The sequence below is a fragment of the Saccharopolyspora phatthalungensis genome (assembly GCF_014203395.1).
Lineage (GTDB): Bacteria > Actinomycetota > Actinomycetes > Mycobacteriales > Pseudonocardiaceae > Saccharopolyspora > Saccharopolyspora phatthalungensis.
This window is the reverse complement of the sequence record NZ_JACHIW010000002.1, coordinates 2,041,743-2,068,199: the sequence shown is the minus strand read 5'-3', so window position 1 is coordinate 2,068,199 and position 26,457 is coordinate 2,041,743. Positions and strand designations below refer to the sequence as shown.

The following is a 26,457-nucleotide window of genomic DNA, read 5'->3' as shown; positions in this document are numbered from 1 at the left end:
GGTCCGTGTGTTGCCCGAATTTCCCGCTTTTGGCGGCTGAACGCGCATGATCGCTGTCGGGGCGGGGTGAACGGTTCGGTGCACGGGCTCGGCTGCCTCATAATACCTGCACGATGGCCGTTTAGGCCAAGTCCGAAGCGTGATCTGATTGGGTGTTTTTTCGTGTCCTTACTGGTGCCGGAGGAGGTGAGGCGGCTTTTTCAGGTATTGACCGGCGAGGACATGACGGATGCGGATGAGGATGCGTTGTTCGCGGTGGCGGAGCGGTTGGAGTCGGATGCGGCGACGGTGGAGACGTTGGGTCCGGTGGTGGGGGATGTGGTGGGGCGGGTGCGGGGTGAGTTTTCGGGGAAGGCGGCGGACCGGTTCGCGCAGCGGTTGGAGGCGTTTGGTCCAATGCTGGAATCCGGTGGCGCGGGGTTGCGGGAATTGGCGCAGTTTGTGCGGAATCTGGCGTTGCAGGTGCAGTATTTGAAGTTTGTGACAGTGGGGGGCCTGCTGCTGCTTTTGGCGGAGATCGCTTGGGCGGTGGCGATGGCGGGCCCTACTGCTGGGGCGAGTATGGCGTGGCTGGCGGCGCGGTTTGCGGTAATGCGGTTTTTGTTGTCGCGGTGGTGGGGTCAGTTGTTCATGCATTTGGCGATGGGTCAGATCGTGGGCGTCGGGCTGCAAGTGGTCATGGATGCTGGGGCACAGGGTTTGCAGTTCGCGCTGGGAACGCGCGATAAGTGGGATGCCGCGATGTCGGAAATGGCGGTGGGGGTCGGCTCGTTCAGCGGGCTGCTGGCGGCGCCCTTGTCGGCGCTGGGCAATGTGGTCGGCAACGCGATCACCAAGGTTTTGGTGCGGGGTCTGGGTGATGAGGTCGATGCCAAGCTGCTGGAGACGGCGGCGCGGCAGGTGGCCGAGGAGCATGCGGAGCAGTACCCGGTGGCCTCGATGGCGAAATTCGCCGATGTGGTCTCCAAGAACCTAGAGGATTACACGGGTATGTCGGTGCGGGCGATGTGGGTGGCCCGCTTCGGCCATGGCCTGGGCGAATCCCTGGAAGAGGGCCTGACCGAAATGCTCGGCGAGGCCGGGTACGGCGCGATCAGCGGCCAGGGAGCGCAGTGGAACCCGTTCTCCTTCACCGCCGGGCTGTCCGAAGCGGTGGGTTCAGGCGTCGGGAACCTGGCGGGCCTGGCGGTGCGGGGCGAGCTGACCCCGGCGGGCCGCGCCCGGGAGGCCGCCAACGAGGAAAAGAATTCCGGCAGCACCGACACCGGCACCGACACGTCGGAGGAGTTGACGACCGATTCCGGGTCGGAGAAGGGCGAGGGATCGCAGACGAGCGAGAAGCCAGGCTTCTCGTATACCCACAGCGAAAAGCCCGGCTCCCCGAATGGCCTGCCCGATGTGGAATCCGGGGTGCGTGCGCCTGGTGCCGGCGCAATCGCCACCGGCCAAGCACCGGGTTCGGCGGGGTCGGGCGTTACGGTGCCGTCGACTCTCCCGCCTGCTGGCTCCGGCACCGAAAAGGCGCCGCTTGGCGACGCGTCTGGTGCACCGGAACGCGGAGATGGTGCGGTGGCCAAGGAAAATGCCGCCGGCATGTCTCCGTCCTCGGGTGCTGCGACGCCGAGCCGCTCAGCTCATAACTCGGTACCGCATACCGGTATTGCTTCGCCCGCTGGCGGCGTGGCCACGCCGGGTGGTGGGCCCAGGGATGCGGATGCCGGTGCCGCATTGGGGCAGGACGCCAATGCCGGTGTATTTGAGACGCCGAGCGGGGTGGCGTCGTGGCGCGAGGCTGATGGAGCGGTGCCCGGTGCGCTGGCGGGTCAGGGCAGGCCGGGCACGCCGCCGCCACCCTACAGCCCACCCCAGGGGCACGACCTGGTCAGCAGCCATTCGCCGGGCTTGGAGGATGCGGCCGGGGTGGGCGGCTCCCACGCCGCCTCGCCGCCACCGGCCTTCAGCCCGAATGCCGATACCCACCACGGCGTTCCAGAATCGTCTGGTGTGGACAGTCGTGGCGATGCGGTCGGGCATTCGTCCGATTCGGTGGGGCATTCGGCGCCGGTGCCGGGGACGGGTTCGCCCGGCCGGGATGGTTCGCCGGTCGCTGACGATGGTGTGACGGCAGGTCATTCCCAAGGCGATTCGACGCAGCGTGGCGAGCTGGCCACTCGCGGCTCGTCGTCTATGGACAGTCCTGGCGGCTATCGGGATGGTTCGTCGGTTTCTGATGGTGGTGTGACGGCCGAGGGCTCTCGGGTGGGTGAATCGCCGGCGTATGGCGGAGCTGTTGGCAGTGATCACGCGGGTGTTGGCTCGTCGGGTGCGGATGGTGCGGCTGCGGCGACCGGGAATCCGGCGGTGGGGTCGGGTTCGTCGGGTCCGGGTGGTGCGGTGGGCTCTGCTGGTGGTGTGACGGTTGGCGATTCCCGTGTCGACTCGCCGAACGACCACACGGGCACTGGTCCCTCTGGTGTGGACAACCCGAATGCCCCGCTGGAGGGTGCGCAGGCGGCGGGGCCCGCCACTCAGGTGCCTGGCTCGGTGGTGGACAAGCCGTCGACGGGCGCCACTGATGTGCCTGGTGCGTCTTCGGATGCCGTGATGTCGGGGACGACGTCCACGGCGCCTGGTGCGGCCCCGAGTTCGGACAGCGGGGCCACGTTGCCGGGGCATGGGTCTGTGTGGGGTGGAACCGCCGTTCCGGCTGCGTCTGCGGGGCCGGGTTCTGGTGCGGGTTCGGTGGCGGGGAATGCGGATTCGGCTCGTGTGGGTGATGGTGGGCCGCAGTCGACGGTCTCGCCGGGCTCGTCGGTGTTGCCGGAGTCGTCTGGGGCTGTGGCGTCGGGTGGTGCGGTGTCGGGTGCGGGTGCGGGTGCGGGTGCGGGTGCGGGTGCGGTGCGGGTGTCGGTGCCGGTGGATGTGGCCTCCGGCGGTGGGGTTGTGGAATTCGTGCGTGGTCGTGTTGGCGATGCTGGCGCGGGTCCGGTGGTGTTGGAGTCGGGGGACGGTTCGAGTCCCGGTGTGATGTCGTCGGGCCAGGCGTCGGAGGTGGCGCGGGAATTGGGTCGTGATGTTGTTGTGTTGATGCCGGGGCGTGGCCGGCGTGGTCCGCGGTGGATGCGGTTCGCTGCCGATGGGTCTCGTCCCCGCCCGGTCGGCGGGCCGGGCCGGATTGAGGCGCCGGCCGGGCTGGATGCTTTGGCGAGTTCGTCGGCTGCTGTTCCGGACGGCGCGCAGGTCGAGGAACAACCGACTTCGACCGGCGTGGCGGAGTGGACGGACGCGGATCTGCGTCGGGAGGTCGAGCGGGCTCAGTCGGTCGGCGGGCCGCGTGATGTGGCGGAGCGGATCGTGCAGGGCACGCATGATGTAGTGGCTCTGGCGCGGGGCGATGCGGATGTGTCGCTGGACGACGTGGTGGCTTTGGTCGCGGCCAGGGCCGGCGACGTCAGCGTTGCCGATGCCGTGCGGTTCGCCCGGGAATTGGCGACCCGCCTCGGTAGCGGGGGAACAGGGTTCGGCATTCACGCCGGAGCAGGACCAGATCCGTTTGCGGGTATTCCCGGGTTTGGGGAATTTTCGGACGGCGGTCAGTTCGGTGGCATGAGCGGTGAGGCTGCGGATGAATCGATGACGTGGGGGCTTGATCCGGGCGTCGCTAACTGGGCGGATGACGGGGCGTGGTGGTTTGACCCGTCGGCCATTGAGCAATCGCACGGTGCCGGGTTGGACGTAGGAATGGCGGGGCTGTCGGTGTCTGCTGCGGACAGCGGCCGTGGTGTTGGCGAAACGGTTTCGGGTGGTGGCCGTAAGCGGCGGCGTGATGATGACGGTGCGGTCGATGAAGGTGCCGCGCGCCAGCCTGCGGGGCGCGATGGCACGGCCGAGGAGTCCCACGAAGCGGAGCAGTTGAGAGAGGCTGCCCGGGTCGAGGCGCGTCGTGCTCGGGATGAGGGTCGGCCCTACAACGGCAAGGCTTTGGGACGAAAGTTCGGGATGAGTGAAAGGTGGGGTCGAGGGCGGCTGGCGGAGATCAAGGAGGGCGGTGCTAGTCAGCGGCCGGTGGAAGACCCGGTGCAGGTGCGGGAGGCGGCGCGAGTGGAGGCGCGTCGTGCTCGTGATGCGGGTGAGCCCTACAGCAGCACGGAGTTGGCGGCGAAGTTCGGGAAGAGCGGAAGTTGGGCTAGGGACCGGCTTGCGGAGGTCAGAAAGGAAGACGGTGCGAGCCGTCAGATCAACGATGAGGTCGGCGCGGGTGATCTGGAGCAGGCGCGGGAGGCGGCGCGAGTGGAGGTGCGCCGTGCTCGCGATGCGGGTGAGCCCTACAGCACCACGGAGTTGGCGGCGAAGTTCGGGAAGGGCGGAAGTTGGGCTAGGGACCGGCTTGCGGAGGTGACGGCTGACGATGCTGCGAGCGGCCAGGCATCGAACGAGCCCAGGCAGCAATACGAGGCGGCGTGGGCGGAGGCGCGTCGTGCTCACGAGGCGGGAGAGCCTTACACCGGCGCGAAACTTGGAGAGGCGTTCGGGAAGAGCGAAAGCTGGGGGTTGCAGCGGCTTCGGGAGATCAGGGACGAGAGTGGCGGGATTGACGCCCACGAGCAGTTGAGGGAGGCGGGGCGTGCGGAGGCGCGTCGTGCTCGCGACGCGGGAGAGCCCTACTCCGTTGGGGCGTTGGCGCAGGAGTTCGGGAAGAGCCAAACGTGGGCCTTGACGCGCCTGGCGGAGATCGGGGATGGGAGCGGTCCGACCCGTCAGGAATTGGGCGAGCAGTTGCGGGAGACGGGGCGGGAGGCGGCGCGTCGTGCTCGTGATGCGGGCAAGCCGTACACCGGCAGGGCGTTGGGGGAGAAGTTCGGGAAGGGCGAATGGTGGGGTCGGCAGCGTCTTGCGGAGATCAGTGATGAGGGCGGTGCGAGCCGTCGGGAATTGGAGGAGCAGTTGCGGGAGGCGGGGCGTGCGGAGGCGCGTCGTGCACGTGATGCGGGTGAGCCCTACGAGTCCGGTATCGCGTTGGCCCAGCAGTTTGAGAAGAACGAAAGGTGGGGTCGGCAGCGACTTGCGGAGATCAGGGACGAGGGCGAGACGGTCAACGAGGGCTGGACATCGGGCGCGGCGGGGCGTGCGGAAATCGGGAGAGCCGACGATCCGTCGGATGCTCCGGACGGTGATGTGGCGGATGTGGCGTTGTCGGAGGCCGTGTCACCTGTAGATGTGATTGCGGCTGAGCGGTCGCGGTTGGTTTCTGAGTTGGCGGCGTCGGTGGATGCGTTGCGGGGGCTTTTGGTGGGTGCGCCGGAGAGCTTTATGCCTGGGTTGCGGGAGCGGGTTGCGGTGTGGTCGGGGATGTTGGGGAGGGGTGGGTTTGATGGTGCTGCGGTGGAGGATTTGCGCAAGCGGGCGGGAGATGCCCGGGCGTTGGTCGAGCGGGTGCAGAGCGCGGCGCAACAGTTCGTGGCTGTGTCTGAGGCGGGGGTGCGGGGCGGTAATGCCGACGAGTCCGCGGCCCGTCTAGGTACGGAGGGCAGGGGCCTGGGCGTTCGCGCCGGAGCGGGCCCGGATCCATTGGCGGAGATTCCGGGGTTTGGGGAAGTCCCGGAAAGCGGTCAGTTCGGTGGTATGAGCGCTGAGGCGACGGATATTCCGATGGCATGGGGGCTTGATCCGGGCGCTTCCGAGCTCGCGGGTGATCTGGGGACGTGGTCGTTTGATCCGGTGGCTTTGGAGCGGGAGTGGGGTGTGGGTGGGTCGGACCCATCGGTGTCTGGTGCGGACGGTGACGGCGGTGCTGGCGAAACGCTTTCCGCTGATGCTGGCCGCGAGCCGGGACATGTTGATGACGATTCGGTCGATGAAGATGCCGCGCGCCAGTCCGCAGGGCGCGATGGCACGCCCGATAGGCCCGATGATGCGGCGCAGCTGCAGGAGGCGGCGCGAGCGGAGGCGCGCCGTGCTCGTGATGCGGAGAAGCCGTACACCGGCAAGGAGTTGGGAAAGAAGTTCGGGAAGAGCCAAACCTGGGGTTTGAGAAGGCTTCAGGAGATCACGAACGAGCGTGATGCGAGCGGGAAGCGGTTAAAGGCTTCGGAGGTGGTGCGGGAGGAGGCGCGGGAGGAGGCGCGTCGTGCTCGTGATGCGGGTGAGCCGTACACCGGCGCGGCGCTGGGGGCGAAGTTCGGGAAGAGCGATTGGTGGGGTCTGGAGCGGCTTCGGGAGATCAAGGGTAACGAAGGCGAGAGCGTCGCGGCGGATCCGGATGAGTTGCGGGAGGAGGCGCGGGAGGAGGCGCGTCGTGCTCGTGATGCGGGTGAGCCGTACACCGGCGCGGCGCTGGGGGCGAAGTTCGGGAAGGGCGAATGGTGGGGCCATACCCGGCTCGGGGAGATCAAGGATGAGGCCGGCGCGAGTCGGCAGGATTTGGATGAGCAGGTGCGGGAGGCAGGGCGCGAGGAGTTCCGTCGTGCGCACGACGCGGGTAAGCCCTACACGGCCGAGACATTGGCGAAAAAGTTCGGACGGGGAGTGAAATGGGGCAAGGCGCGGCTTGCGGAGATCAGGGCCGAGGACGGTGTGAGTCGGCAGGATTTGGAGGAGCAGTTGCGGGAGGCGGGCCGGGCGGAGGCGCGTCGTGCGCGCGATGCGGGAAAGCCTTACACCGCCGTGAAATTGGGGGAGAATTTCGGGAAGAGCGAAACGTGGGGACGCGCGCGGCTTGCGGATATCAAGAATGAGGACGGTGCGAGTCGGCAGGAATTGGATGAGCAGCTGCGGGAGGCAGGGCGGGCCGAGGCGCGTCGTGCGCGCGATGCGGGTAAGCCCTACAAGACCAGGGAGTTGGGGGCGAAGTTTGGGAAGGGCGAAAGGTGGGGACGCGCGCGGCTTGCCGAGATCGCGAATGAGAATGATGTGCGCCAGCGGGAATTGCCCGAGCCGCATCGTGCTGTTGATGCGGGTGAGCCCTCCGCATCCGGCCACGCGTCGGGTTCTCGGGGCGGCCATGTGGCGGGCGTGGTGGCGCCGGAGGCCGCGTCGTCTGCGGATGTGATCACGGCTGAGCGGTCGCGGTTGGTTTCCGAGTTGACGGTGTCGGTGGATGCGTTGCAGGGGCTTTTGGCGGGTGCGCCGGAGAGTTTCATGCCTGGGTTGCGGGAGCGGGTCGATGTGTGGTCGGGGACGTTGCGGTGGGGTGGGTTTGATGGTGCTGCGGTAGAGGATTTCCGCAAACGGGTGGCGGATGCTCAGGCGCTGGTCGAGCGCGTGAGCGATGGGGTGCGGTCTCTGTTCGTGCCAGCGGCAGACGTGCCTGTGCCCGAGGCGGGAGTGCGGGGCGGTGATGAGGGTGAGTCCGCATCGGCCGGTGCGGCGGTCGCGGACAGCGGTGAGTTCGGTGGTATGACCGCTAACTCGGCGGATATTCAGATGACGTGGGGATTTGATCCGGATGCTGCCGAATTGATGGAAGGGCTGGAGACGTGGTCGTTTGATACGGGCGCTTTTGAGCGGGAGTGGGGTTCCGGGCCGAGCATGGATGCCGCGGAAGCGGTTGTGGGCTCGGTGGGTGAGTCGGCGGCGGATGCGTCTGAGCGGTCGCGGTTGGTCGCTGAGCTGGCGGCGTCGGTGGATGCGTTGCAGGGGCTTTTGGTGGGTGCGCCGGAGAGTTTCATGCCTGGGTTGCGGAATCGGGTTGAGGTGTGGTCGGCGACTTTGGAGCGGCGCGGGTTTGACGATGTGGAGTTGGGGGATTTGGGCAAGCGGGTGGCCGATGCCCGGGCGTTGGTGGAGCGGGTGCGCGGTGAGGCGGGGTCTTATCGTGTTGGCGGGCAGTTCCAGGGCGGCGGCCTCGACTCTGTGACGAGCGACGGAGAACATTCCGACTCGGATGCGGTGGGATTGGCGCTGTCTGATGAGGACAGTGACAGTGACAGTGGTAATGGAGTTGGTGAAACGGCTCCGATTGGTGGGAGTGCGGGCCGTAAGCGGGGGCGTGCCGATGAATCGGTCGATGAAGGTGCTGAACGTAGGCCGGCGGGGCCCGATGGCACGGCTGAGTCGTCTGATGCGCAGCGGGTGCGGGAGGCGGCGCGCGTGGAGGCGCGTCGTGGTCGTGATGCGCAGGAGCCTTACACGGGCAAGGCATTGGGAGGGAAGTTCGGGAAGAGCGCGGACTGGGGCTTGGCGCGGCTTGCGGAGATCAGGGATGCGGAGGATGTGCGCCGAAAGGTTGCTGACCAGCAAGAAAAGGCAGAGGCGCGGGCTGTGGCGCGTCGTGCACTGGAAGCGGGTACGCCCTACTCCGCCAAGGAATTGGGGGAGACGTTCGGAAGGGGCGTGAAGTGGGGTGCGTCGCGGCTTGTGGAGATCAGGAGCGAGGGCGCTTTGCGCCAGCACGATTCGGTTGAGCAGGAGGTGCAGGAGGCGGCGCGGGCGGAGGCACAGCGCGCACTGGGCGCGGGGAGGCCCTACTCCGCCGAGCAGCTGGGGAAGAAGTTCGGAAGGGGCGTGAAGTGGGGTTCGTCGCGGCTTACGGAGATCGGGAGCGAGGATAGTGCGAGTCGGCGGGATCTGGTCGAGCAGGAACTGGCGCAGGTACGGGAGCAGGCGCGGGCGGAGGCGCGTCGTGCTCGGGAAGCGGGTCAGCCCTACAGCGGAACGGAGCTGGGGAAAAAGTTCGGAAGGAGCCGTACCTGGGGTAAGGACCGGCTTGCGGAGATCAAGAAGGATGCTGGTGCGAGTCAGCAGGCACTGCGGGGCGCGGCGCCGGGTGGTGTGCCGGCGGCGGTGACCGGGGGCGCGTTGCCGGTTTCGGACTCGTCGGGTGTGGCGGGGTGGACTGGGTCGGATCTGCGTAGGGCGGTGGGGTTGGCTCATGCGGTGGGTGGGCCGCGTGATGTGGGGGCGCGGATTGTGCAGGGCACGCATGATGTGGTGGCGTTGGCGCGTGGTGATTTGGGTGTGTCGTTGGATGATGTGGTGGCTTTGGTGGCGGCGCGGGTTGGTGAGTTCGGTCGCGATGAGGCGGTGCGGTTCTCTCGGGAGTTGGCAGCGCGTCTTGGTTCCGGGGGGACCGGGTTCGGTGTCAGTGCTGGGGCGGGTCCGGATCCGTTGGCGGATCTTCCGGGTTTTGCGGAAGGTGCGGACGGTAGCCAGACCGGTGGAATGGCCGCGGAGTCGGCGGATGTTCCGATGACGTGGGGGCTTGATCCGGGGGCCGTTGAATGGGGGGGTGGCCGCCCGCTGTGGTCGACCGATCCGGCGAGCATTGAGCAGTCGCAGGCCGCCGGCTGGGATGCGGCGGGGTTGTTGGAGTTTGGTGCGGACAGTGACCGTGGTGTGGGCGAAACGGCTGCGGTTGGTGATTCCCGTAAGCGGGGACATGTCGAGGACGATGCGGTCGATGAAGGTGCCGCGCGTCGGCCTGCGAAGCCCGGTGGCAGGCGCACGCTGGTTGGCCCTGCGGAACAGCGAGAGTCGGGACGGGCGGAGGCGCGTCGTGCTCGTGATGCGGGTGAGCCGTACAACGGTAAGACTTTGGGGGAGAAGTTCGGGAAGAGTGAAAGGTGGGGTTGGTCGCGGCTAGCGGAGATCAAGGATGAGAGCGATGTGCTCCAGCAGGCATTGGACGAGCACGAACTGGAAGCGGCGCGGGAGGAGGCGCGTCGTGCTCGTGATGCGGGGATGCCTTACACCGGCGAGGAGTTGGGGACGAAGTTCGGGAAGAGCGGAGTGTGGGGCCGGAGGCGGCTAGCGGAGATCCGGGCTGAGGGTGGTGCGAGCCGACAAGATTTGGACGAGCAGCTGCGGGAGTCGGCGCGGGTTGAGGCGCGTCGTGCGCGGGACGCGGGTGAGCCTTACAGCGGCGGCACGTTGGGGGCCAAATTCGGGAAGAGCGAAAAGTGGGGTTCGACAAGGCTCCGGGAGATCAGGAATGAGCCCGGCGCGAGCGTGGCGGAGCCGGAGGCCCCGGGGCAGTTGCTGCGGGAGTCGGCGCGGGCGGAGGCGCGTCGTGCTCGTGATGCGGGTGAGCCGTACACCGGCGGTGCGTTGGGGAGGAAGTTCGGGAGGAACGAACGGTGGGGTTCTACAAGGCTCCGGGAGATCAGGAACGAGCCCGGCGCGAGCGTGGCGGAGCCGGATGACGTGGAGCAGATGCGTGCGGCGGCGCGGGTGGAGGCGCGTCGTGCTCGTGATGCGGGTGAGCCGTACACCGGCGGTGCGTTGGGGGCCAAATTTGGGAAGGGCGAATGGTGGGGTTTGTCGCGGCTTAGGGAGATCAGGGAAGAGGACGCTGAGAGTCAGCGGGAGGTAGCGGACTCCGAGCAGTTGCGCGAGGCGGCGCGGGTGGAGGTGCGTCGTGCTCGTGATACGGGGATGCCGAACACCGCCGAGACATTGGCGAACAAGTTCGGACGGGGTTTGCGGTGGGGCAATAAGCGGCTTGCGGAGATCAGGGATGAGGGCGATGTGCGCTCGCCGGATTCGAAGGAGCAGGAGCGGGAGGCGGCGCGCGTGGAGGCGCGTCGTGCGCGCGATGAGGGAAAGCCTTATACCGCCTTGGTGTTGGCGAGCAAGTACGGCAGGCACGAATCGTGGGGTCGTGCGCGGCTTGATGAAATCAAGGTTGAGGGCGGGGCGAGCCGGAAGGACTTGGAAGAGCAGTTGCGGGAGGCGGCGCGGGAGGAGGCGCGCCGTGCACGTGTGCGGCGTGAGCCTTACAGCGGTGTCGAGTTGGGTGCGAAATTCGGGAAGAGCGAGAGGTGGGGACGCCTTCGGCTGGCGGAGATCAGGGGAGTCGGCGATGCGTCGGGGTCGCAGCAAGGTGATGGGGCAGGCGCGGTGGCATCGGAGGCCATGTCTGCGATAAATGTGGTTGCGGCTGAGCGGTCGCGGTTGGTTTCCGAGTTGGCGGTGTCGGTGGAGGCGTTGCGGGGGCTTTTGGCGGGTGCGCCGGAGGGGTACATGCCTGGGTTGCGGGAACGGGTTGACGTGTGGTCGGAGATGGTGCCGCGGGGTGGGTTCGACCATGTGGCATTGGAGGATTTGCGCAAGCGCGTGAATGATGCTCGGGCGTTGGTGGAGCGGGTACGCGGTGAGTTGCCGTCCCAGGTCATGCCTGTGTCCGAGGTTCCTGCCGATCCGGATCCATTGGCAGGTCTTCCGGAGTTTGCGGAGGTCGCGGAGATCGCGGACCGCGGTGAGCTCGGCGATGCGACCGATGAGCTGGCGGATATTCCGATGACGTGGGGCTTCGACCCCACGGCCGTCGAGCTTGCGGAGGAAGGGTTGTCGACGGGGTCGTTCGATCCGGCGGATGTGGCGCGAGAGCGGGGTTCTAGCTCGGGTGTGGAGGAGGATGCGGCTGACGCTGCTGTGGAGTCTGCGGATGTGGATGCGGCCGAGCGGGAGCGGTTGGTTTCTGAGTTGGCGCTGTCGGTGGATGAATTGGGGAGGCTCTTGCCAGGTGCGCCGACGGGCTACCTGCCCGGGTTACGGGAGCGGGTTGAGATGTGGTCGGGGACATTGGCGCGGGGTGAGCTCAACGCTGTGGCATTGGGGGATTTGCGCAAGCGGATGGACGACGCTCGGGCATTGGTCGAGCGGGTGCGCGGCGAGGTGGGTTCTTACCGCGTTCCGGAGGTTTTCCAGGGCTCCGGTCCCGACTCTGCGACGTCCCGGCTTGCGGAGATCAATGATGAGGACGCTCCGGACTGGCAGGAACTGCGCGAGCAGGCGCGGGCGGAGGCGCGTCGAGCTCGGGACGCGAGGGAGCCCTACACAGGCTTGGCATTGGGGGAGAAATTCGGAAGGGGCGTGAAGTGGGGTGCGTCGCGGCTTGCCGAGATCAGGGATGAGGACGCTCTGACCTGGCGGGATGAGCGCGAGCAGGTGCGGGAGGCGGCGCGGGCGGAGGCGCGCCGAGCTCGGGACGCGGGTCAGTCCTACAGCGGCAAGGAGCTGGGGAAGAAGTTCGGAAAGGGCCATAGCTGGGGTAAGGACCGGCTTGCGGAGATCAAGAACGATGCTGGTGCGAGTCAGCAGGTGCTGGAGGGCCCGGCGCCGGGTGGTGTGCCGGCGGCGGTGACCGGGGGCGAGCTGCCGGTTTCGGGCTTGTCGGGTGTGGCGGCGTGGTCTGGGTCGGATCTGCGTAATGCGATGGAGCACGCTCATGCGGTCGGTGGGCCGCATGATGTGGGGGCGCGGATTGTGCAGGGCACGCATGATGTGGTGGCGTTGGCGCGTGGTGATTTGGGTGTGTCGTTGGATGATGTGGTGGCTTTGGTGGCGGCGCGGGTTGGTGAGTTCGGTCGCGATGAGGCGGTGCGGTTCTCTCGGGAGTTGGCAGCGCGTCTTGGTTCCGGGGGGACCGGGCTCGGTGTCAGTGCTGGGGCGGGGCCGGACCCGTTGGCGGATCTTCCTGGCTCTGCGGAAGTTGCTGACGGCGGCCAGACCGCCGGTATGACCGCCGAATCGGCCGATTTTGCGGATATTCCCATGACGTGGGGCTTTGATCCGGACGCTGACGAGCTGGCGATGGATCTGGGGACGTGGTCGATTGAGCCGATGGTTTTGCCGGAGTGGAATTTTGGGTCGGACGTGGGTGAGTCGAGGGCCGATGCGGCTGACCCGGCTGCGTCGTCTGCGGATGTGGATGCCGCCGAGCGGTCGCAGTTGGTTTCTGAGTTGACGGTATCGGTGGATACATTGCGGGAGCTTTTGGCCGGGGCGCCGGATGGCTTGATGCCTGGGTTGCGTGGGCGGATTGAGGTGTGGTCGGGGACGTTGGGGCGGAGCGGGTTTGATGGTGCTGCGGTGGAGGATCTGCGGAAGCGGGTAAACGATGCGCGGGCGTTGGTCGAGCGGGTGAGCCGCGAGTTGGAGCCGCACCGCCTTCCGCACCAGGACAGTGACGGTGGTGTGGGCGAGACGGCTCTGGTTGGCGGGAGCAGTGGCCGCAAGCGGCGGCGTGCCAATGATTCTGTCGATGAAGGCGCCGCACACAGGTCGGCCGGGCCTGGTGGCACGGGCGAGCAGTCCGAGGCGCAGCGGGTGCAGGAGGAGGCCCGCGAGGAGGCCCGTCGTGCCCGGGATGCGGGCAAGCCCTACAGCGGTAAGGAGTTGGCGAAGAAGTTCGGGAAGTCCGAAACGTGGGCCTTTGCGCGGCTTCGGGAGATCAAGGAGGAGGGCGGTGCGGACCGGCAGGATTTGGAGGAGCAGTTGCGGGAGGCGGCGCGGGTGGAGGCGCGTCGCGCTCGGGATGCGGGCGAGCCCTACCACAGCAAGGCATTGGGGGAGAAGTTCGGAAAGAGCCAATCGTGGGGTTGGATGCGGCTTTCGGAGATCACGGAGGAGGGTGAGGCGACCGGGCCGGTATGGGACGCGCGGGAACGGGAACGGGAGGCGGCGCGCCAGGAAGCGCGTCGCGCTCGGGATGCGGGTAACCCCGACAGCGGCGCGACGTTGGGAGCGAAGTTCGGGAAGAGCGGCGCGTGGGGTTTGGATCGGCTTCGGGAGATCAGGGATGAGGGCGGTGCGAGCCGGCAGGACTTGGACGAGCAGGAACGAGAGGCGGCGCGTGCGGAGGCGCGTCGTGCTTGGGACGCGGGCGAGCCCGTCACCGGCCCGCAGTTGGCCAACAGGTTCGACAAGAGCGTGAAATGGGCTGAGGCGCGGCTTCGGGAGGTCAGGAGCGAGGGCCGTGTGGGTGAGCCGAAGTCGCAGGCCCCGACGCAGCTGCGGTCACAGGCGCGCGTAGAGGCGCGTCGTGCCCAAGAGGCGGGTACGCCCTACAGCAGCACGACGTTGGCGCAGAAGTTCGGGAGGAGCCAGGCGTGGGGTTGGGCGCGGCTTGCGGAGATCAGGGATGACGATGCGGCGAACCGGCAGGGGGTTATCGAAGCGGCGCGGCAGGAGGCGCGTCGTGCTCGGGATGCGGGCAAGCCCCACACTGGACTGGAGTTGGCCGAGCAGTTCGGGATGAGCGAAAGGTGGGGTCATACGCGGCTTACCGAGATCAGGGATGCGGATGGTCTGAACCGGCAGGATGTGGACGAGCAGGAAAAGGAGGAGGCGCGTGCGGAGGCGCGTCGTGCTCGGGACGCGGGGCAGCCCTACACCGCCACGACTTTGGGGGAGAAGTACCAAAGGGGAGTGAAGTGGGGCAAGGCGCGGCTTGCGGAGGTCAAGGACGTCGACGGTGCTCAACCGGCAGCGGGCGAGCAGGAGCGCGAGGCGGCGCGGGTGGAGGCTCGTCGTGCGCTGGATGCGGGTGAGCGCTACACCGGCAAGGCGTTGGGGCAGAAGTTCGGGATGAGCGAACGGTGGGGGCAGGCGCGGCTTGCGGAGATCAAGGATGACAGTGGTGCGACTCGGCAGTATTCGCGCGAGCAGGAGCGCGAGGCGGCGCGGGCGGAGGCGCGTCGTGCCCGGGATGCCGGTGAGCCCTACAGCGGAGCGACGTTGGGGGTGAAGTTCGGCAAGAGCCACGGGTGGGGTCAGGCACGGCTTGCGGAGATCAAGGATGACGGCGTTGTGAGCCGGCAGGACTTGGACGAGCAGGAACGGGAGGAGGCGCGTGCGGAGGCGCGTCGTGCGCGGGATGCGGGCAAGCCCTACAGCAGCGGGGCGTTGGGGGAGAAGTTCGGGAGGAGCGATTCGTGGGGTTGGGCGCGGTTGGCGGAGATCAAGGATGAAGGTGAGTCGAGTCGGAAGGAATTGGACGCGCGGGATCGGGAGGAGGCGCGTGCGGAGGCGCGTCGCGCACGGGATGCCGGTGATCCCTACAACGCCCGAGCATTGGGGGAGAGGTTCCAAAGGGGCTGGAAATGGGGCGCGACACGGCTTGCGGAGATCGGGAATGTCGGTGATGCGGCGGGTTCTGGCAGCGGTTCTACGGCGGCGGGCGACCTGACGGTGGATGTGTCTGGGGGTGCGGCGACGGCTGAGCGGTCGCGGTTGGTTTCCGACTTGGCGGAATCGGTGGATGCCCTGCGCGGGATGTTGTCTGGTGCGCCGCAGGGGTATATGCCTCAGTTGCGCGGGCGGGTTGAGTTGTGGACGGAGACGTTGAGGCGAGGTGGGTTTGATGGTGCGGCGTTGGGGGATTTGCGCAAGCGGGTGGACGGTGCTCGGGCGTTGGTCGAGCGGGTGCGCGGCGAGGTGGGCTCTCAATTCGTGCCCCCGGCCGAGGCGGGGGTGCGGGGCAGTGCAGACGGTGCGTCCGTCGGTGTGACGGGGTGGACGGAGTCGGATCTGCGTCGGGAGATTGAGCGGGCTCGGTCGGTGGGTGCGCCGCATGCCGTGGCGATGCGGATTGTGCAGGGTACGCATGATGTCGTGGCGCTGGCGCGTGGCGATGCGGGCGTGTCATTGAACGATGTGGTGGCTTTGGTGGCGGCGAAGGCCGGTGGGGTTGGCCATGAGGATCCGGTGCGGTTTTCCCGGGAGTTGGCGGCCCGCCTTGGTACGGGAGGCACGGGGCTGGCCGTCCAGGCCGGGGCGGGGCCGGATCCGTTGGCGGATCTTCCCGGCTTCGATGACGGTGCGGACAGCGGTCAGGCCGCCAGCGCGGCTGCCGAAACGCCAGATATTCCGATGACGTGGGGGCTTGACCCGGGCGAAGCCGAGTACGCGGCGGATTGGTCGAATTGGACGATTGATTCGGCGTCGCTTGATCCGGCCGCCATTCTGGCGGATGACATCGCGACGTGGTCGTTTAATCCGATGAGTCCTGTATGGGATGCGGCCCCGGCAGGCAACGCTGCCGACGTGGTAATGGCGTCGACTGCCCCAGCGGCGTTCCAGGTCTCCGATGCCTCCGAGTCCAGTGGCGTCGACAGCTCGGGCCGGGATGCCGCGGTGGTGGAGGTGTCCGATGAGGACAGTAATCGGGATTTTTCCGAGGAGGACAATGACCAGGCCGTGTCGTCCGATGAGGACAGTGATCGAGATGTCGCCGAGACGGCTCCGATCGGTGAAAGCAGTGGCCGCAAGCGGGGGCGTGTTGCCGATTCGCCAGATGACGACACCGAACGTAGGCCGGCGAGGCGCCGTAGCACGGCCACGAGGCTTGCGGATGTAGATCGGTTGCGGGAGGAGGCGCGTGCGGAGGCGCGTCGCGCTGATGACGTGGATGAGCCCTACACGGGTGAGACGTTGGGGAGGAAGTTCGGAAAGGGTTCGACGTGGGGTAGACACCGGCTTGCCGAAGTCCGCGGAGACCGTGAGGTGACCCGGTCGGCTTGGCGGGACAAGGAGCTGCTGCGTGCGGAGGCGCGTGCGGAGGCGCGTCGTGCGCAGGATGCGGGTCGGCCGTACACGGGTGAGATCTTGGGATGGAAGTTCGGAAAGAGCTCGACGTGGGGTAAAGACCGGCTTGCGGAGCTCAATGAACAAATCGGCGCGACTCGTGCGACGTCGCGTGACCAGGAGCCGCGGGAGGAGGCGCGTGGGGAGACCAGGGACGAGGACGGCTTCTTGAGCCGCCCGGCGTTGCTGGAGATGCAGCGGGAGGAGGCGCGTGCGGAGGCGCGTCGTGCTTGGGATGCGGGTGAACCCTACGACGGCAAGGCGTTGGGGGAGAAGTTCGGGAGGGGCGAACAGTGGGGTTCGGCGCGGCTTCGGGAGATCAGGGACGAGGGCAGCTTGAGCCGCTCGGCGTTGCTGGAACAGGAGCGGGAGCGGGAGCGGGAGGAGGCGCGTGCGGAGGCGCGTCGTGCTTGGGATGCGGGTGAGCCCTACAACGGCAAGGCGTTGGGGGAGAAGTTCGGGAGGAGTGAAAAGTGGGGTTCGGCGCGGCTTCGGGAGATCAGGGAAGAGGGTGTGACTGTTTCGGCGTTGCAAAAGCGGGTGCAGGAGGAGGCGCGTGCGGAGGCGCGTCGTGCACGGGACGAGGGCAGGCCTTACTCCTCTGCGCGACTGGGGAAGGAGTTCGGAAAGAGCAAGGACTGGGCCGCGAAGCGTCTTAGGGAGATCCAGGACGAGGGTGCTTCTTTTTCGGCGTTGCGGGAGCGGGAGCGGGAGGAGGCGCGTGCGGAGGCGCGTCGTGCACGGGACGAGGGCAGGCCTTACAGCGGCGTGGAGTTGGGGAAGAAGTTCGGAAAAGGCCAGAGCTGGGGTTTGGAACGCCTTGGGGAAATCAGGAACGAGAGTGCTGCGGCCCGGCCGGAATCGGGTGCGGAGCGGGAGGAGCATACGCGCGCCGTGGGAACGGTTGTCCAGGCTGGAGCGGGATCGTCGTTGGGTGCTGCTGATTCGCCGGGCGTTGGGTCCTCGGAGGGCGTCGCGGCGAGGGGTGTCGATGGGGGCGAGCGGACACGGTTGGTTGCCGAGTTGTGGGAGTCGGTCGCATCGTTGCGACGGTCTTTGGTTGGTGCACCGGACGGTTACCTGCCTGGGTTGCGAGAGCGGGTTGAGTACTGGTGGGCGACGTTGGGTCGGCACGGGCTCGATGGTGTGGATGTGCCCGCATTGCGGAAGCGGGTGAGTGACGCCAGGGCGCTGGTGGAGCGGCTGCGCCGCGACGGGGTGGTTGATGTTTCGGGGCCGCGTGAGCGTGTTCCTGACGTGGGTGTGCAGGCGGACGACTCCGACGTCGAGCCGCGAGCGGATGCCGGGCATTCGGTTTCGGATGAGGATTCGGGGTCCTCGGATGAGGATTCGGCATCGTCGGATGATGAGTCGGCATCGTCGGATGAGGAGTCGGGTTCGTCGGATGATGAGTCGTCTGAGGACTCGTCGTCTGATGATGGTGCGGGAGAGAGTGATTCGGTTGGTGAGGGCCCGTCGCAGAGGTTTGCGGGGCTTGGCGGCGGCGCGGAACGATTTGGTGATAGGGGGTTGTCGGATGTTGAGGAAGAGTCGTCTGACGATGGTGCGGGAGACGGTGATTCGGTCAGTGAGGGGCCGTCGCAGACGTTTGCTGGGCCCGGCGGGCTTGATGACGCAGGGCCGGGAATGCCATTTCGGGAGTGGGCGGATGCGCGTGCTGAGGCGCTTCGTGCCCGTGAGGCGGGTCGGCCCTATACCGCTACGGACTTGGGGAAGAAGTTCGGGAAGGGCCGGAGCTGGGGTCGGATGCGGCTGGCGGAGATCGAGGGCGAGGGTGGTGCGACGACCCGGAAGCATCTGGACGACCGGTTGTCCGCGCAGGCGCGTGCGGAGGCGCGTCGTGCCGGTGACGCGGGTCGGCCTTATACCGCTACGGACTTGGGCAAGAGGTTCGGGAAGAGCCGGAACTGGGGTCGGGCGCGGCTGACGGAGATCGGCGAGCGTGGTGCGACGACCCGGCAGGATCTGGATGAGCAGGAGCGGGAGGCCGCGCGTGCGGAGGCGCGTCGTGCCGGTGACGCGGGTCGGCCTTATACCGCTACGGACTTGGGCAAGAGGTTCGGGAAGAGCCGGAACTGGGGTCGGGCGCGGCTGGCGGAGATCGAGGGCGAGGGCGGTGCGGCGACCTGGCAGGGTCTCGACGACCGGTTGCGTGCGGATGCGCGTGCGGAGGCGCGTCGTGCCCGTGACGAGGGCATGCCCTATACGGGTATGGAGTTGGGGAGGAAGTTCGGCAAGAGCCGCACCTGGGGCCTGAACCGGCTGACGGAGATTGAGAACGAGGCTGATGTTGCAGTAGCCGAGCCATCGGGTTTTGGGGATGGTGTGCGCTCGGTCGGTGGGCCGGAGCTTGCCGTTTCGAGGGCGTATAGGCAGGACCCGGGCGCGGCCGTGGAGTCAGACGATGCCGGGTATTCGGATCCGGAACAAGCGGCGCTGTCGGATTTTGCTGGGGGCATGTCTGATGATGGTGCGGGAGAAGGCGATTCGGTCGGTGAAGGTGCCGAGCAGGAGCGGGCGACGGTGCGTGCGGAGGCGCGTCGTCCTCTTGCCGAGGGCAGGCCCTACGCAGCAGCGGCGCCGGGAACCGAGCGCGGTAGGGGTGAGGATCGGGGACAGGCGAATCCGCGCGAGCAGTTGCGGGAGGCGGGGCGTGCGGAGGCGCGTCGTGCCCGAGATGCGGGTCGGCCCTATACCGGTACGGACTTGGGGAAGAAGTTCGGGAAGGGCCGGGACTGGGGTCGGGATCGGCTGGCGGAGATCGCGGGCGATGGTGGCGCGGCGACCTGGCAAGAGTTGGACGACCGGTTGCGGGAGGCGGGGCGTGCGGAGGCGCTTCGTGCCCGTGAGGCGGGTCGGCCCTATACCGCTACGGACTTGGGGAAGAAGTTCGGGAAGAGCCGGTTTTGGGGTCGGGATCGGCTGGCGGAGATCGGCGAGGATGGTTCGACTGCGCGGCAGGATCTGGACGAGCAGGTGCGGGCCGAAGCGCGTGCGGAGGCGCGTCGTGCCAGCGAAGCGGGTCGGCCCTACACCGGTGCGGTCTTGGGGGAGCGGTTCGGAAGAACGGGGGACTGGGGTCGGGCGCGGCTGGCGGAGATCGAGGACGAGGGTGGTGCGCCGACCCGGCACGATCTGGACGAGCAGGAGCGGGAGGCGGCGCGTGCGGAGGTGCGTCGTGCCCGCGAGGCCGGTAGGGACCACACCGGTGAGTCGTTGGCGGAGATGTTCGGGAAGGGCAAGAAATGGGGTTGGACTCGGCTGGCGGAGGTCAGGCGCGAGGGTGGTACGACGGTCCGGCAGGATCAGGGCGAGCAGGAGCGGGAGGCGGCGCGTGCGGAGGTGCGTCGTGCCCGCGACGCCGGTGAGCGCCTCAGCGGTGAGTCGTTGGCGGAGATGTTCGGGAAGGGCAAGAAATGGGGCCAGGCGCGGGTGGCGGAGGTCAACCGCGAGCCTCGTGGTCCGGCTGCCGGGCCATCGCGTTCGGGTGGCGGTGTGCCGACGGTTGCCGGGCCATCGCGTTCGGGTGGCGGTGTGCCGACGGTGGGTGCGGGTGAGCGGCAGCGGTTGGTTTCTGAGTTGACGGCATCGGTGGGCTCTCTGCGGCGGCTGCTGGTTGATGCTTCGGCGTCTTATGACCCCGAGTTGCGTGCGCGGGCGGAGTGGTGGTCGGACATCGCGCGGCAGGGGATGTCGGGTGAGGTGGATGTGCGGGCGTTGCGGAACGAGGCGCAGGCTGCGGCGGCTGCTATCGCGAGGGTGCGGCAGGTGCGGCATGACGCAGCGGTGCGGGAGATGCACGGGTTGATCGAGGCGGCTGATTTGGCGTTGCGGGAGTTGACGAATCGGCAGGGTGCCGGCGCGGTGGCGGGGTTGTTCGCTGCTGCCGATGCGGCGTTGGGTGGTCCGGCACCGGAGCCGGTGCGGTTGGTGATGGCGCATCAGGTGTTGCGTGCTCCGGGTGATCGGGCGGCTGCGGAGGCAATGCGGCAACACTTGCGGGCGTTGGGGGCTGCGAGCGCGAACGTGAGTGCGGGTGCCGACGCGGGTGGCGGTGGTGGTGGGTTCCTTCCGCGACCCAGTGATGAGTTGTCGGTCGTGGACCCGGTGCGGGAGGCGGCCAGTTTCGAAGCTGATGATGCGATGGAGCGCGAGCGACGTGATTTGCTGGCGCGGTTGTACCGGTTGGCTAGCTCGCGTAATGACGACCGGTCAAGCCCTGGTGCTCGGCGCAAGACCGCACCATCCAGGTTGGAACAGACTCCGGAGGACGGTTCGGCGGAGGATGCGCGCACGCCCACTGGCGGGGGCGGCACACAACGCCGCCTGTTCTGGCCTGGCGGCACGGAAAATCAGGCCGACTCGTCCGACTCGGCCCAGTCCGAGGAGTCGGCCGCGTGGTCTGAGCCGGCCGGACGGTCCGAGCCGGAGCGGTGGTCGGAGCCATCGGATATTCCCGACCGCGACGTCGGCGACGGTCGTGGCGATGCGTTGGCCGGAGCGGTTGGGGGCAAGGCTGGCGGCGGTGAACCCCGCGACGTTGCTCGGCCTCGGTTGCGGTTGCCGGGATATTTGCGGCGGGGTGCGTCGTTGGGTCCGGCGCGGCAAGTCAGCGCGACGGTGGGCGCGGACCGTGTGGTGGCGGCGGCCAAGGACCTGGTGCCGGCGGGCGAGGGCATGGACGCGGTGGAGCATGCGGTGCGCAACGAGGTCGGTTCTTTGCTGGGGGACGGCCGGGAGTTCCGGGTGGGGCATGCGGTGATCCGGGTGCGGGCGGAGTTCGACTGGGTGGGGCGGGCTGTCGTGCGGGGGCAGGGTGGTGCGCCCTCGGCTGCCGCGGGTCGTGACTTCGCGTCGGGGGAGGGGACTGCTTCGAGCTTCAAACCGCATTACCAGCAGGTGTTTTTCGTCCCTGCGGTGCCGGGTCTTTTCGGTTTGGGGATGGTGGATGTGCCGACGGGGACGGCGGTGAGCCGGGGCACGGATCGTGCCGAGACGCTGCGGGAGTCGGTGAATATCGCGTTGCCGGCGAAGCCGGCTCCCGGCGGTGATAGCGAGTACGCCGGTGCGACCGTGGTGCAGGTGCGGGTGACGTTCCACATGTCCCTAGTGGACAATAACGGAGACGCCGTCGGTCGCACTGCCATTGTGGGTGGGCATGATCATCCCGGCGCCGGCCCGGTCGGCGTCGAGTTGAGTGTGCCCACCGGGTTGCGGCCGGTGAAGCATGGTCGTGCGGTGCCGGTGCCGTCGGAGTTGCCTTCGTCGGTGCTGGAGGGGGCGCGTGTCCGCGAGACGGTGCGCGGTCACTACCAGGGCAAGCCCGTCCGGATGAAGATGAGGCCGGGCCGGTTGCCGAGCATCTATGACCAGGTGATCGCGCAGTTCGGTTCGCTGGGCGGCCATGCGCGCGCCGGTCTGCGGAGTTTCCTGAGCCAGCGGGGCATTGAGCACCATGTGCCGAGGATGGCGGTGAGCCCGCAGGAGGCGGCGGCGGGCCGGGGTTGGGTGTCCTCGGAGGCGTTGTTGCCGTTGGGTACTCCGCTGACCCGGTTGCTGCCGACCCGTATCCGCCGCGTGCAGATGCGCGCGGTGGCGCGGGAAGTGGCGTATCTGGAGACGATCGAGGGTGCGTCGGTGGTGTCCGCCGGTACGGAGGGCACGACGGTGACGAGTCATTTCGGTGCGTCCCGGCACGTCAGTGGCTCGGTGTCGGCGGGCCCGGGTGTGGATGTGGGCATGCTGACCGTCGCCGCCGGCCCATATGTCGCCGGCGGCGGCGGGAGTAGCCATGACCAGCAGTTCACCCACGCCTCGGGGCACCACGAGGCCGCGGCGGGCAACGCCACGGTGGTGCGGTACCGCACCGTTTACGATCTGCAGGTCCGGGCGCCCGGCCGGTCGCCGATCACGTTCCCCGAGGCCATCGATGCCGCTCATTGGACGCCGGCGGAGTTGGCGGGCAGGGCTGGTCTGGTCGATGGCGATAGCCAGCCGCATTCGGATCGGGCTGCCGGGATCACGGGGGCGGCGTTGGCCTCCAGTGGTGCGGGGGCGAAGCTGGCGCGGATTTTGCGGGATTCGGCGCGGACGATTCCGGGGCATCATCGGTGGGCGTGGCGGGATGCCGCGCTGGTGACCGATTTCGGTGATCCGAAGCTGGCCGGCGGCATCTCGGGTAGCGCGGGGCGGCAGTTGGCGCGGGGCGAGCGGATCGACGCGGCGACTTCGGATGACCGGTTGTCTTCGCCGCGGGTGGCCGAGGAGATGTTCACTGATCAGGCCACGATGGTGGAGTTGGTCGAGCATGGGCGGGGGCATGATTATCACGCCTCGCTGAAGGTGGCCGCGCAGGTGTTGGAGGTCGAGGATCTGGGGCCGGCCGCGTCGGTGGCGGCTACGCAGACCAGCACCGAGTCCGACAGTGTGCAGCACAGCCGGGCGGTGACCTGGACGGCCGGGACAGGGTTCGTGGCCCGGGTGTATTCGGTGCTGGCGGGCAAGACGTCGCTGTGCACCAGTTATCACAAGCTTGGGTTCACCCGGACCAAGTCCTCGGCCACGGGTGAGAACACCGAGGTGTCCTTCGGTGGGGCTCGCAGCACCGAGTTGACCGATGGGGGTGCGGTGGGGCAGGAGCCGCATAAGCGGCTGGCCTTCCGAGTGCGCTATACCGCGTCGGGGTCGCATTGGCAGGAGTGGAACACCTTGGTCAAGGGGGTGACTGTCGGCAAGCCGGGGGTGCATACCCCGGCGGTGCGGGATCTGCCGATCGTGGATGCCACGGCCGAGGCCGAGGGTCGCCGGCCCGGTGTGGTGGAGACCGATGTGGTGGTGGAGTTGCCCGCGTGGCAGGCCGATCAGCTCAAGACCGAGTTGGAGCTGCTGAAGAATTCGGCGGTGGAGCCGGTTGGGCGCTCGCAGGTTCCGGCGACCGATGGGTCGTTGCGGGCGGGGTTGTCGCGGGCGCTGGATGGGGTGCCGGTGGTGTCGTTGCATGGGTTGAAGCATCTGCGGGATTCGGCGTTCGCCCAGCTTAAGGCGCTTTCGGGGCATTCCAGTTGGGAGTTGGGCGATAACGGCCGCATGGTGGAGCGGGGTATGTCGTTGGGTGCGCTGCGGGGTAATCCGCGGAGTCTGAGCCGCAAGTTCCGGTTGGATGGGTTGTTCTCGCCGCGGCGTCGCCGGGACCAGCATGGCGCGGTGGAGTACTCGTTGATGCTGCGTGATCCGGAGCCGGTGCTCGGTGCCGATGGGAACCCGGTCAAGGTGTGGCAGCAGCCGACCCGGTCGGCGACCGGGGGTGCCAGCACCTACAGCGGCACCTCCAGCACCGTGACCTTCGGCAACGCCATCGAACCGGCGATGATCCTCACCAGCGACTTCGCCACGCACCAGGGTGAGCACACCATCAAATTGGGTGGGTTGGCCCTGGAGGAACTGACGGTGTGGGCGGGTAGTTCCTCGCGCAAGCAGGGCCACACGGTCAGTAGCAGCCAGACGCGGTCGGTCACGGGTGCGCCGCGCCAGTTGCATCTGGTGGAGGTGGACGTGGAGGCCACGGTCGCCGCCGAGGTCCGCACGGTGGGCAACCTCGACCGGTTCGGGATGTTCGGGTCGAAACCCGCCACTCGCTCGGCGGAGCGGTTCACGCTGCCTCGGGCCGGAACGGTCCTGGTCACCGACGAGCAGCTACAAGAGATCAGGACCAAACAGGCCGAGGTCGACGCCCAGCGTGCCCGCGAGGCGGAGAAATCCGACGAGCACACGTCGCCGCAGAACGGGGAATCGTCGTCGGAGGCCGCGCGCACATCGCCCAGCCAGGACGGGGACGTGGTGCCGGTCCCGGCCGGGCATAAGCTGGGGGTGCCGTCCTGGCGCGGTGGGGTGACCGAGACGGTGGATCTGACCGACCGGATTCCCATGCTGCACCAACAGCTTTCGCAGCGGCTGGGCGCCGAGCAGGCCGACCGGTTGCTGCCGCTTTCGGCGGGGGAAACCGCGCATGAGAATTACCGTGAGGCGGAGCGTTTCCTGTCCTCGGTGCAGGCCAAACTCGGCGACGCCGGCAATGGCGGGGTCAGCACGCCGCTGCGGCTGGAGGACAGGCTCAGCGGCCATACCTACGAGCTTCACGTGGGGGCGGAGCTGCTGGGGGAGCCGGTGGCCGAGGGGGTCACGCATGGCGAGGTGGCCACGGCGAGTTCGGCGTCCGTGGTGGCCAGCACGATGCGTCAGGCCAGCCGGGTCTTCATGGAAGCCTTCAGCGTGCTGATCCCCACGCTCTATGTGCTCGGTCCAAAGCCCACGGCGCCCTCGGACGGTGAGTCGGCGCCGCGCCATGGTTCTTCTTACAGCCACACGGGTGTTGGTCTCGTGCATATCGCGGAGTGGTTGAAGCAGGTCCGTACCCGGACGCGTGCTTCGTCGGAGAACCACACGAACTCGGAGCAGGTGTCGGGTGCATTGGCCGCTCATCGTGCCGAGGTGTTGTTCGACGTGCGTATCGAGCGGCATGGGCAGCGGATCGCGGCGGCCCCCGACGCGCGCAGTATCGGGGTGCGCACGGCGGTGGAAGACACGCTGCCGGCCGATGTCGCCGAGCGACCTCGCACGGCCACGATCACCGACCGCCCGGTGTCGGAGGCGGCGGACGAAAAGGTGCGGTACTGGCGGTCCGAGGACACGGAAACACTGCCGGATCCCGGGAATTTCCGGGCGGTCGAGTTCTCCGGCAGGGTTGAGGATCTGGTCACCGCGTCTGAGCGCGCCATCACGGCGGCCGGCGGCACGGTGAGCGCGGAAGCGCGGCGGGCGTTGCGGGCGTGGTTCTCCCCGCACCGGTTGGAGGCGTTGCTGGGCAGGCTGGCCGATCCGAACGCGCGGGCGTTGCTGGTCGATCTGCCGCCCGGGCTGGGGCTGGATGTGGCGGTGCACCTGCGGCTTCCCGACCCGGGCTCGCTCACCTCGGCCAGCGGGCGCATCACTATCGACGGGTCGACGGCACACCCGCGCACCGAGCATGAGGAATTCGGTTCGGGTAGCGGGCATGCCGTTTTCACCGCGCCGGTGGTCTCCGAAGGTGTCGGCCAGCCGCCCGGTTCGGAGACCTACCAGGCCGGGCGCAACGAGTTCGGCACCGCCGGTGGATGGAACATTGCGCTGTTCGCTCAGGGCGCGCGCGAATCCGAGATCGAGCAGGGCACCGGAAACGAGAGCGGCGGCAAAGCCCTTCGCGCCACGACCACCGATACCGCGCGCGAGGGTGTCACCAGCACCTGGATGCACCAGGCGGAGTTCCGCATCATCGCCAGCCCGGGCAAGTTCAGCATCGGCAAGCAGAAGGCCGTCGTCGACGCCGCCTTCGACGCCGGTTACGTCATCCGCCGCAACGACCGCGGCACCGAGCTGCCCGCGGCGCTGGTGACCGCCACGAAGGACTTCGCCGAGCGCGACACCGAGTGGACCACCGCGCTCGACCAGGAACGCGCCGCCCGCGCCACCCTCACCCAGGCCACCCAAGCCGCACAGGAGCGCCGTGCGGCAGCCGCGCAGAAGCAGGAAGCGGAACAGGTCTGGCGCGCGGCGGTTGCCCAGGAGCAGGCCGCGCAGCGGGCCTGGTGGCAGGCCAAGCAGACCTACGAGCTAGAACTCGCGCGCGCCCGCACCGAACCTGAATGCGCCGCCGGCCCCGCCGACGCCAGCATCACCATCAGCGACGACGCGCCAACCAGGATGCGTGCGCGCTACGCCCTCTACCCGCTGGTGAGTAAGGTCCTCGAAGCCAAACGGCAGGGTTACGAGCCCCGCGTCCGCTACGTCGTCCAGGGTGATCTCGACGCGGACGGAAAGATGGAATCACCGGCGAAACGAGACTTCTCCTACCTCGCAGGCGAACTCAAGGACAAGCTCCGCATCGCCCAGTGGCACATCCCCGAGCGCTTCCGCTTCACCCCCAGCGATGTGGGACTGCTCGCCACCCCGCAGTTCCTGCCCGCCACCGGACCCACCCGGATCGACATCTGGATCGACGTGCCCGAGGCACCAACCGACACGTCGACGGAAGATGAGACCTCGCCGGAAGACCCCGAAGGCCCGAAATGGGAAGCCAAAGCGGACGCATCCGAATGA

Annotated in this window: 1 protein-coding gene; it reads left to right on the top strand. The window is 68.0% G+C overall.

Going from position 1 to position 26,457, the window contains the following annotated elements; translation table 11 throughout:
- Positions 1-162 precede the first annotated feature (162 nt).
- The gene (locus tag BJ970_RS35095; RefSeq protein ID WP_184732198.1) at positions 163-26,457 is read left to right on the top strand and encodes a WXG100-like domain-containing protein; all 26,295 of its coding nucleotides are present in this window, start codon (positions 163-165) and stop codon (positions 26,455-26,457) included.